The 17164-nt window shown below is 54.1% G+C and carries 11 protein-coding genes; 8 read left to right on the forward strand and 3 right to left on the reverse strand.

The genetic code is table 11. The annotated features are described in order from the left end of the window. Position 1: 1 nt before the first annotated feature. From lptB to npr, 6 genes are all read left to right on the forward strand, one after another. Positions 2 to 727, forward strand: a complete 726-nt coding sequence (gene lptB, locus PZBJ_RS09595; protein WP_008104371.1) for an LPS export ABC transporter ATP-binding protein — start codon at positions 2 to 4, stop codon at positions 725 to 727. A gap of 48 nt (positions 728 to 775) precedes the next feature. Continuing rightward, a complete protein-coding gene (rpoN, locus tag PZBJ_RS09600; RefSeq protein WP_101762282.1) occupies positions 776 to 2215 on the forward strand; it encodes an RNA polymerase factor sigma-54 in 1440 nt (479 codons plus the stop codon). A 21-nt stretch (positions 2216 to 2236) separates the two neighbouring features. Then, positions 2237 to 2524, forward strand: a complete 288-nt coding sequence (gene hpf, locus PZBJ_RS09605; protein ID WP_101762283.1) for a ribosome hibernation promoting factor — start codon at positions 2237 to 2239, stop codon at positions 2522 to 2524. 160 nt (positions 2525 to 2684) lie between these two features. Next, a complete protein-coding gene (gene ptsN, locus PZBJ_RS09610) occupies positions 2685 to 3167 on the forward strand; it encodes a PTS IIA-like nitrogen regulatory protein PtsN (RefSeq protein ID WP_176970221.1) in 483 nt (160 codons plus the stop codon). A gap of 52 nt (positions 3168 to 3219) precedes the next feature. Then, entirely contained in the window at positions 3220 to 4074 is an 855-nt protein-coding gene (gene rapZ / locus PZBJ_RS09615; RefSeq protein WP_101762285.1) for an RNase adapter RapZ, read from the forward strand. Continuing rightward, entirely contained in the window at positions 4071 to 4343 is a 273-nt protein-coding gene (npr, locus tag PZBJ_RS09620; protein ID WP_008104379.1) for a PTS phosphocarrier protein NPr, read from the forward strand. Before rapZ ends, npr begins: the two co-directional genes overlap by 4 nt. Before the next feature lie 5 nt (positions 4344 to 4348). Here npr and mtgA read toward each other — a convergent pair whose 3' ends face one another. Further along, a complete protein-coding gene (gene mtgA / locus PZBJ_RS09625; RefSeq protein ID WP_101762286.1) occupies positions 4349 to 5071 on the reverse strand; it encodes a monofunctional biosynthetic peptidoglycan transglycosylase in 723 nt (240 codons plus the stop codon). An 876-nt stretch (positions 5072 to 5947) separates the two neighbouring features. Next, positions 5948 to 8302 carry an aerobic respiration two-component sensor histidine kinase ArcB gene (gene arcB, locus PZBJ_RS09630; RefSeq protein ID WP_101762287.1) on the reverse strand — a complete coding sequence of 785 codons (2355 nt, stop codon included), beginning with the start codon at positions 8300 to 8302 and terminating at the stop codon, positions 5948 to 5950. A gap of 902 nt (positions 8303 to 9204) precedes the next feature. On the opposite strand from arcB, the gene PZBJ_RS09635 reads away from it, so the two are divergent. Continuing rightward, positions 9205 to 14736 (forward strand): glutamate synthase-related protein, encoded by a 5532-nt coding sequence (locus PZBJ_RS09635; RefSeq protein WP_101762288.1) that lies wholly within the window; start codon positions 9205 to 9207, stop codon positions 14734 to 14736. Positions 14737 to 14865: 129 nt separating this feature from the next. Further along, the gene (locus PZBJ_RS09640; protein ID WP_101762289.1) at positions 14866 to 16620 is read left to right on the forward strand and encodes a sulfite reductase subunit alpha; all 1755 of its coding nucleotides are present in this window, start codon (positions 14866 to 14868) and stop codon (positions 16618 to 16620) included. A gap of 53 nt (positions 16621 to 16673) precedes the next feature. Here the strand turns inward: PZBJ_RS09640 and sspB are convergent, their stop codons facing one another. Then, entirely contained in the window at positions 16674 to 17162 is a 489-nt protein-coding gene (gene sspB, locus PZBJ_RS09645) for a ClpXP protease specificity-enhancing factor (RefSeq protein WP_064737765.1), read from the reverse strand. Positions 17163 to 17164: the final 2 nt, after the last annotated feature.

Genomic DNA, 17164 nt, shown 5'->3' on the forward strand with positions numbered 1-17164 from the left:
TATGGCTACACTAATCGCTGAAAACCTGGCGAAAGCCTACAAAGGCCGCCGCGTGGTGGAAGATGTTAGCCTGCAGGTAAAATCCGGCGAGATTGTCGGCCTGCTGGGCCCAAACGGTGCCGGTAAAACCACCACCTTCTACATGGTGGTGGGCATTGTGCCGCGCGATGCCGGCCGCATCGTGATTGATGATGAAGACATCAGCATTCTGCCGCTGCATGCGCGCGCCCGTCGCGGCATCGGCTATCTGCCGCAGGAAGCTTCGATCTTCCGTCGCCTGAGCGTGTACGACAACCTGATGGCTGTGCTGCAGATCCGTGATGATTTAACCGAAGAACAGCGTCAGGATCGGGCCAACGAGCTGATGGAAGAGTTCCATATTGGCCATCTGCGCGACAGCATGGGCCAGGCGCTGTCGGGTGGTGAACGCCGTCGTGTGGAAATTGCCCGCGCGCTGGCGGCTAATCCGAAATTCATCCTGCTGGACGAACCTTTTGCTGGTGTTGACCCGATCTCGGTTATCGACATCAAGAAAATCATCGAGCATCTGCGTGACAGCGGCCTTGGCGTGCTGATTACCGACCACAACGTGCGTGAAACCCTCGCGGTGTGTGAACGCGCTTATATCGTCAGCCAGGGACATTTAATTGCCCATGGCACGCCTGATGAAATTCTTGTAGATGAGCAGGTTAAGCGTGTTTATTTGGGCGAAGAGTTCAGACTCTGATAAGGTGTTGTAACACCCTACGTTTGCTTAGGAAATTCTTACCGAATTATGAAGCAAGGTTTGCAACTCAGGCTCAGCCAACAGCTGGCGATGACTCCACAGTTGCAGCAAGCCATTCGCTTGCTGCAACTCTCTACGCTTGAACTCCAGCAAGAACTGCAACTGGCGCTGGAAAGCAATCCGCTGCTTGAACAAACCGAACTGCACGAAGAAGTTGACGCACGTGAATTTCAGGATCAGGAAAGTGATTCGTTAGACACGCGCGAAGCGCTTGAACAGAAAGATATGCCTGAAGAGCTTCCGCTCGACGCTACCTGGGACGAAATCTACACCGCAGGCACACCATCAGGCACCGGCACCGATTACCAGGATGACGAACTGCCGATCTACCAAGGCGAAACCACCCAATCGCTGCAGGATTACCTGATGTGGCAGGTTGAGTTAACGCCGTTCACTGATACTGATCGCGCGATTGCCACGTCAATTGTTGATGCCATTGATGACACCGGCTATCTCACCGTCAGCTTACAAGACATTTATGACAGTATTGGTGATGAAGAGTTGGCGCTGGAAGAAGTCGAAGCCGTGCTCAAGCGCGTGCAGCGTTTCGATCCGATTGGCGTCGGTGCACGTGATTTGCGTGATTGCCTGTTAGTCCAGCTGTCGCAATATGCTGCCGACACGCCCATGCTGGCGGAAGCGCGTCTGATTGTTAGCGAACATCTCGATCTGCTGGCCAACCATGATTTCCGCAGCCTGATGCGTGTAACCCGTCTGAAGGAAGAGGTGCTGAAAGAGGCGATGCTGCTGATTCAGTCACTCGATCCGCGCCCAGGCCAGTCGATCAATACCAGCGAACCGGAATATGTCATTCCCGATGTTCTGGTGCGCAAAATCAGCAAGCGCTGGACGGTTGAACTCAATTCCGACAGCATGCCGCGCCTGAAAATCAATCAGCAGTACGCGGCGATGGGCGGAGCTGGCCGTAATGAAAGCGATAACCAGTTTATTCGCAGCAACTTACAGGAAGCCAAGTGGCTGATTAAGAGCCTGGAGAGCCGCAACGACACGCTGCTGAAAGTGACACGCTGTATCGTTGAACAGCAGCAGGCGTTTTTTGAGCAGGGTGAGGAGTACATGCGTCCGATGGTGTTGGCGGATATCGCTCAAGCTGTTGATATGCATGAATCCACCATTTCCCGCGTGACCACGCAAAAGTATTTACACAGCCCGCGTGGCATCTTTGAACTGAAGTATTTTTTCTCCAGTCACGTCAACACCGAAGGCGGCGGCGAAGCCTCTTCCACGGCGATTCGTGCATTAGTGAAAAAATTAATCTCGGCGGAAAACCCCGCAAAACCCTTGAGCGACAGCAAACTGACCTCCATGTTATCCGAACAGGGCATCATGGTTGCGCGACGTACGGTTGCTAAATATCGCGAGTCTTTATCTATACCGCCATCAAACCAGCGCAAGCAATTGGTTTGACCGAACGAAGAAGGAAGACCTATGCAGCTAAACCTTACCGGACTTAATGTTGAAATTACCGAACCTCTGCGTGAATTTGTAAATACCAAATTTGCCAAACTGGAACACTATTTTGATCGTATCAATCAGGTTTATATTGTTCTGAAGGTAGAGAAGGTGACGCAGGTTGCGGATGCAACACTGCACGTTAACGGCGGAGAGCTGCACGCCACATCGGAAGCGGAAGACATGTACGCGGCCATCGACGGGTTAATCGATAAACTTTCCCGTCAGCTGACCAAACACAAAGACAAACTGAAAAAACACTAACCTTCACGCTTGCAGAGTGCTGACTGATTCGGCACTTAGAGCATAAATGGGGCGGAACTTACCGCCCCGTTTTGTCATCTGCGCAAGCGCCAGCGGGTGAACGGTAATGAAATCAATTGCCTGAAACTCGCGGCTATGTGAACTCGCAAGTGAAACGATGATGAACAACGATCTAACACTGGAATTGAGCTCGGTCCTATCACTGGACTGTACCCGTAGCGGCGTACACTGCCAGAGTAAAAAACGCGCGCTGGAGATTATCAGCGAGCTGGCAGCGAAGCAGCTCAATCTGCCGCACCAGACGCTTTTCGAAGCCATCCTGACCCGCGAACGCATGGGCAGTACCGGTATTGGTAACGGCATCGCCATTCCACATGGCAAGCTGGAAGAGGACACCTTACGCGCTGTCGGCGTGTTTATTAGCCTCGATCAGCCTATCGCTTTTGATGCGGTAGATAATCAGCCGGTTGACCTGCTGTTTGCCCTGCTGGTACCCGCGGACCAGTGTAAAACCCACTTACACACGCTTTCGCTGGTTGCCAAACGCCTCGCAGATAAAACCGTCTGTCGTCGTTTGCGCGCGGCACAGAGCGACCAAGAGCTCTACGCCATTATCACAGAAGCTCAGGAAGCACACTCTTAAGCGAGATACACTTTTACCGGCGTATTCGCCGGTTTAAAACGGGAGAAATGTGATGGTGCTGATGATCGTTAGCGGTCGGTCAGGCTCAGGAAAATCAGTCGCGCTGCGTGCCCTCGAAGATATGGGCTTTTACTGTGTCGACAACTTGCCGGTAGTCCTGCTACCGGAGCTGGCGAATACCTTAACCGAACGCAATATTTCTGCGGCAGTCAGCATTGATGTGCGTAACATGCCGGAATCACCGGAAGTCTTTGAAGCGGCGCTCAACAATCTGCCCGATGCCTTTTCGCCGCAGCTGCTGTTTCTTGATACCGATCGCAACACGTTGATTCGCCGCTACAGCGATACGCGTCGCCTGCATCCGCTCTCCAGCAAAAACTTGTCGCTGGAGAGTGCTATCGATGAAGAGAACGATCTGCTGGAGCCACTGCGCTCACGCGCCGATCTGATTATCGATACGTCTGAGATGTCGGTTCATGAGCTGGCGGAGATGCTGCGTACCCGCCTGTTAGGCAAGCGTGAGCGTGAACTGACCATGGTGTTTGAGTCATTCGGCTTCAAACACGGCATTCCGATCGACGCCGATTATGTCTTCGATGTGCGCTTCCTGCCAAACCCGCACTGGGATCCTAAGCTGCGTCCGATGACCGGCCTGGATCGTCCGGTGGCCGCCTTCCTCGATCGTCACACCGAAGTGCACAACTTTATCTATCAAACGCGCAGCTATCTGGAACTGTGGCTGCCGATGCTGGAAACCAATAACCGTAGCTATCTCACCGTCGCCATTGGCTGTACCGGCGGTAAGCATCGTTCGGTGTATATCGCGGAACAACTGGCGGATTATTTCCGTTCACGCGGTAAAAACGTGCAGTCTCGTCATCGCACTCTGGAAAAACGCAAATCATGACCGTGAAGCAAACCGTTGAGATTCGTAACAAGCTGGGCATGCACGCGCGCCCAGCGATGAAGCTGTTCGAGCTGGTGCAGAGTTTTGATGCTGAAGTGTTGCTGCGTAACGAATCGGGCACCGAAGCTGAAGCCAGCAGCGTGATTGCGTTGCTGATGCTCGACTCAGCGAAAGGCGGTCATATTGAAATCGAAGCCAGCGGCCCGCAGGAAGAGCAGGCGCTGGCAGCGGTCATCGAACTGTTTGAAGCGGGCTTTGACGAAGATTAAGCCTTTCAATGCAGCTTGTAGCGATTCAGGAAACCCTCGCCGCCTAACTGGCGCATCTGCCGCATAATCCACTGCTGGCGCTGTCGCGTGTAGCCTGAAGGCGCATCGGCACGGAAGCGGATCGGATTGGGTAGAACCGCCGCCAGTAACGCGGCTTCAGACATCGTCAGGCGGCTGGCGGGTTTATGCAAATAGCGCTGTGAGGCCTCTTCCACGCCAAATACGCCATCGCCAAATTCTGCAATATTGAGATAAACCGTCAGGATGCGCCGCTTGGTCCACACGGTTTCGATTCCCACCGTGAGTCCTGCTTCCAGCCCTTTACGCACCCAGCTGCGGCCATCCCATAGAAACAGGTTTTTCGCCGTCTGCTGAGACAAGGTTGAAGCTCCGCGCATGCGTTCATTGCCATCGTTATCCAGCACTGATTGAATGGCATCAACATCAAAGCCCCAATGCTCGGGAAACTTTTGATCTTCAGAAGCGATAACCGCTAAAGCCATCCACGGCGAGATCTCGTCCATGCCGACCCAATCCGAGTGCGCCACATAATCAAAACGCCCTGTAAACCAGGCACCGATTTGCCGCTCCATCATTACCGCCGAGAACGGTACCGGTAAAAAAGCAAACAGCAGAATGCCCGCTAACCAGATGCCGAGCCAGGCCAGCAGCACTTTAGCAATCAGTACTTTAATACGTTTTCCCAGCGTCCCTTTACTCTTGCTCATGCAATTTTCTCTTACCTGTTCCCTGTATTAATCAATCACCCAAGTCACAATAGCTAATACCAACGATTAACCACTAAATTTTATCCTCTGATTGGCAAAAACGTCAGTGAAATTGTTGCCTGCGCAATCAACGTTCCTCTATTAGAGCCAATCACATCAAGCACTTCCGCCAAAAAGGAATCGGTTCCATGATGTTAAATGCACCAGGCGCTGCGTGCATGAACACTTAACTGAATGTGATATCGCTCACGCAAAAGCTTTCATGAAGCTTAACTATAATTTTTTATGATGTTCGAACTTGTTCATTGATTACAGAGACCAATCTGAAAAATGCGACCAAATCTGTCTGATCCTGCCTGCATTCAGCCTCAATGATGGTAAAGCGATTTACCGCACAATTGGTTTACATCATTCAATAAACTATAAACTGGAACTTTCCGTTTAAGGTTTCCAAAACGTTTTGGATAAGCCGTCAGAAAACCTTACTTTATTCATCAATATCAGCACGTTAATCTAACTTAACTTCAATTTTTTGTCAGAATCACATTTTCCATGCTCGTGTCAGGCTTTTCCTGCTAACGACTGAAGCAAAACCAGGCAAAAAGCAGAACAATTGGTCAAAAAAGGTGCAATATGGCAAAGAAATTAATTCCTTGCTTGACTGTGTCAGCAAATTAATGTTTTCTGTATTTAATCGCTGCTCAACATCACACAATTTAATGAATCTTGTCGCAGGCATTGGCGAATTTGTTAAGGTGATTTGGAAGCGTTAACCAATACCGAATTGCTGCTTTCTTATTCGATTTCTAATAATAGCAGCAATGCCCATTTCCCTGGTGTTGGCGCAGTATTCGCGCACCCCAGTTTCGACTGGGGTCATTTTTTTCTAACGTCCTGTAATTTTTCCCGCTCCGCTACCCATTCACGTAACACGTTCACGTCTTTCAGCCACTCTTGTTTTAACTCATCGACCCACTCTTGCACGTTGTCCCACCACGCTGGCAATTCCGGCGACTGAATCTGCTTCGCCAACTGCTGTATATGCAGTAAGCCAACCGAACCTGCCGCACCTTTGATCTTGTGCCCTTCTTCAGCAATGCCTTTTTGATCGCGCGCCATCATGTTGGAATCCAGCACCTCGAGATAGCCCGGCATCATCTGCTCAAACATGGTCAGGCTTTGGGTAATCAATCCAGGGCCAACCAGTTCAATGTATTGCTCCAGCATCGCCACATCTAGCAGCGTGCGCGACTGCGCGTCTGATGATTCGGTGGCGATCTCTTCCAGCTCCGGCTGATAATCCCAGAACTTCTTGATCACCGCCGTAAGCGCTGGCACAGCAAGCGGTTTGCTCAACACATCATCCATGCCGGCATCGAGATACTCTTTTTTGTCTTTCAGCACATTGGCGGTCAATGCCACCAGCGGCGGCAGCGCCACATCTGCGTGACGCTGATGGATGGCACGTGACACGTCGAGGCCCGTCATATCCGGAAGCTGAATATCGAGCAGCACCAGATCGAACTCCTGCGGATCAAACATCGCCAGCGCGTCCGTACCGGTCATCGCGACTTCGACGCTGCAACCCAGCTTCTCCAGTACCGAACGCGCAACAATCACGTTGAGTTCAATATCTTCCACCAGTAATACGTGCAGCGCCGGCAACGGCATACTGTCATCCAGATTGTCGTCTTCCACTTCCTCAGCGACGCGTGGCGCGTTGATCTCCACGGTGAAGCAGGAACCCTGCCCCGCGACGCTACTCACGCTGATATCGCCGCCCATCGCTTGGGCTAAACGACGCGAGACCGCTAAACCGATGCCGGTGCCCGTTGCCGGCTTGCCGCCGTGCTGATCTTTCACCTGGTAATACATGGCGAAGATCTTATCCTGCTCTTCCTGCGGAATGCCCATGCCGGAATCCTGCACTTCAAAGTGCAGCGTTTCATCCTGACGATAGGCAACGCGCACCACAATCTCGCCCTGCTGAGTAAATTTCACGGCATTGCCGATCAGGTTCCACAGAATCTGACGCAGACGCGTGCCATCCGCCGAAATTTTATGGGGCAGCGGCAGCTCCGGCGCCATGACAAATTTCAGCCCTTTTGGCTGCGCCAGCAGACCGGAGAGGTTTTCCAGATCGGCGAGGAAACCGGTGAAATCCAGCGGCTGATTATCCAGCTGCACTTTGCGGCGTTCGATTTTGTCCACTTCAATTACATCATTGAAGATGTTGCCCAGCGTGATGGCCGACACGTGGATGGTTTTGAGGTACTTCAGCTGCTCCTGATTGAGATCGGTATCCAGCAGGATGCGGCTCAGTCCGACGATGCCATTCAGCGGCGTACGCAGCTCATGGCTGATAGTCGAAATAAAGGTAGTCTTCTCACGGCTGGCGTTCTCCAGCGCGTCCTGATAGCGCTTACGCTCGGTAATGTCGCGGCCAAAGCCCATCAGGCCACTGCGTTTTCCGACACGGTCGTAATAGGGCACTTTACGGATTTCGAAACAGGCTTTGCGCCCGTCGGGATATTGCAGCCACTGTTCGTAGGTTAGCGACACATTGTGGCGGAACACCTTCTCATCGGTTTCCAGCACTTTGGTGGCGGCTTCATCATCATAGATATCGCGTGGTGTCAGGCCAATCAGCTGCTTTTCACTCATGCCGGTTAGCAGTTCCATGGCGCGATTACAGCCGGAGAACTGCTTATCAATGTTGCGGTAGAACACCAAATCCGGTGACGCATCAAGGAAGGAGCGCAGGAAGGAGGATTGCTGTTCCAGCTCAATTTGCGCCTGCTCGCGTCGTGCCATCTCTTCGCGCAGCTTATCCATCACCTGCTCGCGCGCCTGCTCGGCTTTAATACGGTCGTTAATTTCCTGATTAAGCTGGGTGATGGTCTCTTTCATCTGCTGGTTCAGCTCGAGATCGCGCGTACGCATCTCTTCCAGCTTATCCACCAGTTTCGACAGGCGCTGGCGCGACTCTTCCAGCTGATCGACCACCACTGAGAGGAAATAGACGGCCCAGGGCGTAATCAACAGACCGAAGAAGATGGAGCGGACGACGTCGATGCTCTCCACATGCCCACGCAATACCATGGTGACGGCCATCTGTACCACCATCGCCAGCACCACCAGCGCTGAGGCTAACAGCAGCGAAAAGCGTACCAGGCCGAGTTTGACCATCAAATCAACGTAGTACTGCGCTAAAAGACGAATCTGTTTCATTACGAGCTCCCTGAACGAAATCTGGCTCATGATAGCGTAATTATCGCTGCGCTGCCCCGCTTCACCCGGCCATATCGCGCAGGTTATGCCCTGTAATGGTGCATCGCAGCGTGATTTCGCCGACGTTCCCTTCTATATGCGCAAAGCGCTTGACTAATTCTGCCAACTGAATAATCTGGAGGGCCGCGCTTTTGCGAACCTTTCCTCAACATCCGGTGCTAATCAGCACCCTGGCAGCCATTCATCCTGATGGTTGCACCTCTTTATTGCATACCCATTCAATTTAAATGACTTTCTACGCATGCTTTGCGTGATTAATTTTACTAATGGCAGCGCCATTTTGATTCAAATATGACGCCATAAGAAAAACAGATACATGCTGTGTATCAACTGCCCCTAACAGCATTAAATGCTGTTATAACCCTTTCTGCCAGCATTGTTTGGATATTAGAGGGCTGGGTCACAGTGAGACGGCTCACACTTCCTGGGGGAATGCGCAGCGGGATATTGACATAAATTTACGCAATAAATTCTTATTAATCATTTAATTAAGTGACAAGAAAGCCTATTACCCGCATCAAAGCTGGCTATTTGACCTGAGTTCGCTTTCCCGATAAGTTGGAATTCCACTGGAAGCTTTCCTGGTGGGCCTGTGTCTCGGCATATCTATGCAGCAAGAAGCCTCCCTCTGGATGCAAGCTATCTCCCGAAAGAGACCGGAATAAAAAGAGCAGCTCATTAAGGACGTGACAACAGTGTCTTGAGAGCCCTTGCTCGGTGCTGCGACGCCTGCTCTTTACTGAGCGGCACAAGAATTGATACCGCCGCGCTGGCTTACATTGTCACGCTGCGGTACACGAAATAATGCAGGTAATGTCAAAAGAAGTTTAAGGAGACTCTCAATGTCCACGCAAAAACCGAATCCCTATGGTTTGTATGACCCATCAGCTGGCAGTGACAGCTGTGGTGTAGGTTTCATTACCCGTAAGGACGGCGAGCAGACTCATGAGATTCTGCGGATGGCCCATAGCGCGCTGTGCACGGTTCCGCACCGAGGCGGCATGTCTGCCGAAGGCGTGGGCGATGGCGCGGGTGTGAACGTCGATCTCTCCCTGAACTTCTTCCGCAAGGTCACCGGTCTGGCGCTGGAAGCCGGCCGTTTTGGCGTCGGTAACTTCTTTGTACCAAAAGACGCAGAGCTGCGTGCAAATGCTGAGCGTCTGGTTGAAGAAACGCTGGCGGCGCATAACTTCCCGGTATTAGTGAAACGCGATATGCCGCTGGACGGCAGCGTGACGCGCCCGGCCGCCCTGCAATTCCAGCTGCCGATTGTGCAGTGGATTTTTGCCGCGCCGCAGGAAGTGACTGAACAACTCGAATTCGAGCGCCAGATTTATCGCGCGCTGCTGGATATCGAAGCGCGCGCCTTTACCGAAAGCGAATTCGGCGGCCTCTATCCGCTGTCGCTCTCTTCGCGCACGCAGGTATTTAAAGCGCGTCTGAACTCCAACGAAGTGATTCCTTACTTCAAAGATTTGACCGATGCCGATCATCAGGTGCGCGGGCTGTTCTTCCACACCCGTTTCTCGACCAACACCGATCCGCATACCACCATGGCGCAGCCATTCCGCTTAATGGCGCACAACGGCGAGCTGAACACCGATCGTAAAAACCGCATTGCCGAAGCGGCACTGATGCTGGCGCGCGGTAAAAAAATCGTGCGTCCAAAAGGTCAGTCCGACAGTTCGCGTCTCGACCAGAGCATCCATAGCCGTTTGATGGAAGATAACCTCGATCTGATCAACGCAGTAGTTTCGATGATGCCGCCAGCGTGGGAGAACGATACCTCGCTCTCGAACGAAGTGCGCGCCATGCTCGAGTACTTCTCTTTATATGAAGAGAAGAACGATGGCCCAGCTGCGCTTATCTTCGGTAACGGTGAAGTGATCGGCGCGCGACTTGACCGCCTCGGTCTGCGTCCGCTGCGTTCCGTTGAAACCGCGGAGTACATCGGAGCGATGTCTGAAGCGGGCCAGATCGCCTTCCCACCGGAAAGCGTGCTGCGTCGTGGCCGTATCGAAGCGGGCGGCATGCTCTATTACGATCACAAAGAGAAACGCTCTTACACCACGGTTGAAGCGCTGGAAAAACTGGCCGCTGAAAAAGATTATCTGTCACTCCTGAGCAAAGCGCGTATCGATCTCGCCGACCTGCCAGAAATTCAGGCAGAGCAGCTCGGCTCGCCGCTGCGTTATCGTGGTGACCTCAAAACCTATCAACGTTTTGTCGCCTACTACTACAACCAGGAAAGCTTCAAATTCATGATGGATCCGATGCTGCAAACCGGCGCTGAGAAGATCTCAGCCATGGGTTACGGCAACGCCATCAACGGCCTGTCTGACCACGAAGGCGGCATGGCGCACTACTTCTCACAACGATTTGCCCAGGTTACCAACCCGCCGCTCGACTCCATTCGTGAAGCGGACGGCATGACGCTGCGTGTGGCGCTGGGTGCGAAGCCGCATCTCGGCCGCAGCAAAGGTCAGCAAATCATTGTTCCGACGCCAATCCTGACGCACCTCGACATGCTGCGCCTGCGCGAGCAAACCGTCGCTCCTTATGCGCGTTTCGAGATGCTGTATGAGCCGGTGGTCGGCAAAGATATCGTCAGCCGTGCGGCCAACGCCAACGCGCTGGAAAAAGCCATTGATGACTTAGCCCAGCAGGTAGTGGATTTCGCACGCCAGCAAGGCGGCATCGCGGTGATCACCGATCGTCATATCTCTTCAACTCACGCATCAATCCCGATGCTGCTGATGGTGTCGGCGATCAACCAACGTCTGGTGCAGGAAGGTCTGCGTCTGGATGTTTCGCTGGTGGTCGAAAGTGGTCAAAGCATCTCTTCACACCATATCGCGGCGACGCTGGGCTTCGGTGCTTCTGCCGTTTACCCACTCGGCGTGCAGATGCGTGCGGAAGAGAAATTCGGTGAAGGCGAAGAAGGCAATAAAGCCTTTAAACGCTATGCCAAAGCAGCCGAAAAAGCGCTGATGAAAACCATGGGTAAAGTCGGCCTGTGTACCGTTGAGAGCTACAGCTGCGGCGAGTTCTTCGAGCCGAACTTCCTGAATACCGACGATCCGGTATTGAAAAAGTATTTCCCGAATATCAAAACGCCGGTTGGCGGCGCGGGCTTCCCGGCGATCGCCCAGATGGCGGTAGACTGGCATCAAAGCGCATTAAAAATTCAGGGCGAAGCGGAAGTGCCGTTGCTCGGCCTGTTCAAAGAGCGTGCTGAAGGCGCGGGCCACTCATACGGCACCATCGCGGTGCGTACCTTCATTGATATGACGGAACAACCGATTCGCTTTGCTAACAAAGAGCGCGAAGAGGACAACTTTATTCGTTTGATGACGCTGGCCAAACTGGATAATGCGTTCAACATCAAAGCGGAAGCCTTTAAAGACAGCAGCTTCGAGCGCATCCCAAATGATGTGATCGACAGCTTTGCCATCACGCCAGATTATCGTCAGTTCTCCAGCCTGATGCATGCCGAGCGTAAACGCCGTCCTGCGGCGCTACGTGACATCCTTGCGCTGCCGTGCGATCTGACCCACGTGGACAGCGAAGCCGAATTCGGCCGCAAACTGGGCCGCTACTCGCTGGTGAACAACGGCTTCGCTACGCGTGGCCTGAAATGTGAAGCAGTGAACGGCAGCCTGAACCAGTTCGAGCTGCGTCTGATCGATGCAATTGCTGGCCTGAAACCAGAAAGCGAGCGCCTGGAAGCGCTGGCACGGGCACTGAAAACCCGTTTCACCGACGATATCGAAAGCAGCAACGTAGCGGATGGCGTGCTGCACATCACCGCTTACGGCAAAGCAGCCGATTATCTGTCGCTGATCTTCACCGCGCTGCCATCGCTGCCGCTGGAAGAGATTCAGCCAGCCCACGAAATCACGCGTACCTTTGCTTCCGGTGCGATGAGCCACGGTGCGTTGGTTGCGCCGGCGCACGAAGCTGTCGCGCACGGTACTAACATGGTTGGCGGCATGAGTAACTGTGGTGAAGGTGGCGAGCACTATTCTCGTCACGGCACCATCCGCGCGTCACGTATCAAGCAGTTGGCATCCGGGCGTTTCGGCGTGTGGGCGGCTTATCTTGCTGATCCAATGCTGGAAGAGCTGGAGATCAAAATCGGTCAGGGCGCGAAGCCCGGTGAAGGCGGCCAGCTGCCGGCACCAAAAGTGACCGTTGAGATTGCCGCAGCGCGTGGCGGTACGCCGGGCGTTGAGCTGGTTTCACCGCCGCCGCACCACGACACTTACTCCATCGAGGATTTGGCGCAGCTGATCCACGACTGTAAAGCCGCGCGCGTGCGTGTCATCGTCAAACTGGTTTCATCTGAAGGTATCGGCACCATCGCCGTCGGCGTGGCGAAAGCCGGCGCGGATGTCATTAACGTCGCAGGTAACACCGGCGGCACCGGCGCAGCGTCCGTTACCAGCCTGAAATATACCGGCCGCGTCGCGGAAATCGGCATCGCTGAAGTGCATCAGGCGCTGTGTGCCAACGGCCTGCGCGACAAAGTGCAGCTGCGCTGCTCCGGCGCGCAGCAAACCGGCAGCGATGTGATCAAATCTGCCCTGCTCGGCGGCGATAGCTTCGAGTTCGGCACCACCGCGCTGATGATGCTGAAATGCGTGATGGCGAAAAACTGTAACGTCAAATGCCCGGCCGGTTTAACCACCAACGCCGAAGCCTTTGATGGTGATCCGCGTCAGCTGGCGCAGTACTTCATCAACGTGGCGCAGGAAGTGCGTGAGTTCCTCGCCCGCCTCGGTCTGCGTTCTCTGCGTGAAGCGCGTGGCCGTTCGGATCTGCTGCACTTGATGGATCACCCGCTGGAAGTCGGCAAACTGGATCTGCGTGCGATGTTGACCGTGGTGCCAGAGCAGAAAATTGCCAAGCCGGTGTATCTGGAAAAAGACTTTGAGCTGGATGATGGCTGGGTCAGCGAGCTGAAAACGCAGCTGGTTGGCGCGGCAAGCCGTGAAATCGCGCTGGGCGCGGGCATCACGCTGAACAACCGTAACAAAAGCGTCGGTGGTCAGCTGGCGATCGATATCGAACGCATGCTGAACCATGAACTCTCGACAGAGCAGCTGGCTGCATTGCCAGCGGTGCTGAAAGACGATCGCGGTCGTCACTATCTGGCGCCAGCCACCGTGCTGATTAACACCAGCGGTTCTGCCGGCCAGTCGTTCGGCGCGTTCTGCAACGACGGCATGCAGATGAAGCATTACGGCACCTGTAACGACGGTGTCGGCAAAGGCCAGTGCGGCGGCGAGTTGGTGGTGATGTCACCAGGCGGCGGCGCACAGGATAGCGATGGCAACGTGTTGATCGGTAACTTCGCGCTGTTTGGCGCCACCGGCGGCCGTCTGTTCGTTCAGGGCCAGGCGGGTGACCGCTTCGCCGTGCGTAACTCCGGCGCAACCGCGGTAGTGGAAGGCGTTGGTGACTTCTGCTGCGAATACATGACCAACGGCGCCATCCTCAACCTTGGCACCTTTGGTAAAGGCTTTGGCAACGGCATGAGCGGCGGTTTCGCTTACCAGTACGATCCGTATGGATCGCTGGCAGCCCACGCAGCAGGTGATTCGGTGCTGTTTGGCTCTATCGCCGATGAAGATGAAATGGCGCAGGTGCACAAACAAGCGGTGCTGACCATGCTGAACTGGCATCTGGAAGCAACCCAATCGCCACGCGCGGCCTGGCTGCTGGATAACTGGGAAACCGAGTGCCACCACTTTGTTTATGTGATGCCGCGTTCACTGCTGCTGTATCAGGATGGCACCGAGATCCTGAAAGCCAAATCACGTAAAGACCTGCTTGAAGAGCTGTCAACCTCGCTGGCTGCGCATCAGGTTGCGAAGTTCAAATCAGCGTGGCGTGACGGTAAAACCATTGCCAACGGCGCAGTTCCGGCTTATGGCGCGACCGATACGCTGGAGATGTTTGTTCTGCTGAACAATTACACCGTTCTCAGCCTCGCGCAGCAGCTGGCGCTGGGCAAGCTGCCGAAAGGCACGGCGGTGGAAGATCCAGCAGTAGAAAAAGCGGTACGTAATCTTCTGATGACCGAAGATTTCACGCTCATCAGCAAGCTGCAACGTCATGCACGCTCGGCGATTGAGAGTTACAGCGATGACGAGCTGGCAAGCCTGATCGCCGCGAAACGAATGTCAGATTACAAAGCGGCATTAACGCAGCGCAACATTCGCTCGATGGACAGCCTGGCGACTTACGGCTGGATCATCTATCAGGATGCCTGCAACCGTGAAGTGCTTGGTCATCTACCTGATTTTGAAGAGCTGTTTGCGCGTGCTGCCTTGCCAGAAATCGCTGCTGCGGTCGGGAAACTTTCCTGATTACAGCGCCAATGAACAAGTGTAATTTTGACCTCTCCCTCAATACTTCATGGTGCAGAAAGGCGGCAAACGCCTCTGCAACCTGAAGTATGACAGGGATAAAATTTTGAACAGGATTGAGCCTTACCGATGAAAATTCCTTACATTCCTGAAGATGCACCGTTTAACGGTGAGCAGAAATACTGGCTGGCGGGCTTCCTCGCTGGCCTCCATTCGCGCCTGCTGGTATTAGAAGACAAGCAGAGCGCACCGGCTGCAGGTGCCAGCACCAATACGCAGCTGCACATCCTGTTCGGTTCACAGACCGGCAACGCTGAAGCGCTGTCGCAAACGGCCGCTAAAGCCGCACGCGCCAAAGGTTTGGTGCCGGTGGTTCAAGCGCTGGGCGAAGTGGATCTGGATGTGTTCGCTACCATGCGTCACGTGCTGATCGTCACCTCGACCTACGGCGAAGGCGAAATGCCGGACAACGCCCAGCTGTTCTGGAACGCGATTTCAGCCAGCACCGCGCCGCGTCTGGAGCAGATGCACTTTGCGGTATTGGCGATTGGCGACACCGGCTACGACGGTTTCTGCCAGGCAGGTAAATTCATCGATATGCGTCTTGAGCAGCTCGGTGCAAAACGCGTCGCCGATCGTATCGACTGCGATATCGACTTCGAAGAGCCATCCAGCGCGTGGATTGGTACGGCGATGCCGCAATTCGCCGCCAGTGCAGGCAGCAGCGGTACAGCATTAGAAAGCGCGCCAGAAGCGCCGGTCATTCCGGGCAGCAATAAGCAAAACCCATATGCGGCTGCGTTGGTGACTAACAAGCGTCTTTCGGCAGAAGAGTCGGCGAAAGATATTCGTCACTTCGAGTTTGATCTCACCGACAGCGGTTTGAAATATGAAGCGGGCGATGCGCTGGGTGTGATCCCGGTGAATGACGCAGCACTGGTTTCACTGCTGCTGACTCAGCTGAAAGCAGATTACGAAACGCCAGTTCCCAGCTTTGATCGCAACCTCGGCGATCTGCTGACTTATCAGTTCGAAATTTCCGAGCCATCACGCAAACTGATTGAGTGGGTTGGCCAGCACACCACCAACCAGGAACTGCGTCACGTCCTGCAGCACGACGATAAAGATACCCTTGCCGTTTGGCTGTGGGGCAAAGACACGCTGGATCTGCTGCAGCTCGAGTTGACGCGAAGCCTGTCGGTGCCGGAATTCGTTGCCATGCTGCGTCCGTTACAGCATCGCGCTTACTCCATCTCGTCGAGCTCGAAAGCCCACCCAAATCAGGTACATCTGACCATTGCTTCCGTGCGCTATCACAGCAGCGGCCGCGAGCGTAAAGGCGTGTGCTCAACTTATCTGGCTGAACGTGTACGTCGCGGCGAAAAGCCGGCGATCTTCATCTCACCAAACAAAGCGTTCCGTGTACCGTCAAACGGCAATGCGCCGCTGATCATGGTTGGGCCAGGCACCGGTATCGCACCGTTCCGCGCCTTCCTGCAGGAACGTCAGGCAACGGGCGCAGAAGGTAAAAACTGGTTGTTCTTCGGTGACCAGCATCAGGCACACGATTACATCTACGAAGAAGAGTTGCAGGCATGGCAGGAGAAAGGTCTGCTGACTAATCTGGATCTGGCCTTCTCGCGCGATCAGGAAGAGAAGATTTACGTGCAGAACCGCATGCTGGAGAAAGGCGCTGAGCTTTACGCCTGGCTGCAGGATGGCGCTTACTTCTACGTGTGTGGCGACGCATCTCGCATGGCAAAAGACGTTGATGCGGCGCTGTATGAAGTGGTTCGTCAGTTCGGTGGCTTGTCCAGCGAGCGCGCGGCGGCTTACGTTGATCAGCTGAAGAAAGATAAACGCTACCTGCGCGACGTCTACTAAGACGCGCAGGCATAAAAAAAACGGGCCAATCGGCCCGTTTTTTATTGCACGTTTTACTTCACCACACGCAGTGAAGGTCGTCCGCCACGCGGCGGAGGCTCATCATCTGGCGAGTGATCGTCATCAGTCGCATCATCCGGACGATCGCCATCAATCACAGACATCATTGTCTCTTCCTGACCGCTACCTTCCTGCTCGTCCGTCGCCAGCTCATAAGCCGGTTCCGGCTCGAACATGGTGCCAGCGCCGTTTTCTCGGGCATAAATCGCCAGAACTGCAGCCATCGGCACAGAAACCTGACGCGGGACGCCACCGAAACGCGCGTTGAAACGCACTTCATCATTGGCGAGGTCAAGATTGCCTACCGCACGCGGCGCGATGTTCAGAACGATCTGTCCATCACGCGCATATTCCAGCGGCACCTGCACACCTGGCAGATTGATATCGACCACCAAATGCGGCGTCAACTGGTTATCCAGCAACCAGTCGTAGAACGCCCGCAACAGGTAAGGACGACGCGCCGTTAGTTGCGACATTTCCATAC

The sequence above is a fragment of the Pantoea endophytica genome (genome assembly GCF_002858935.1).
Lineage (GTDB): Bacteria > Pseudomonadota > Gammaproteobacteria > Enterobacterales > Enterobacteriaceae > Pantoea > Pantoea leporis.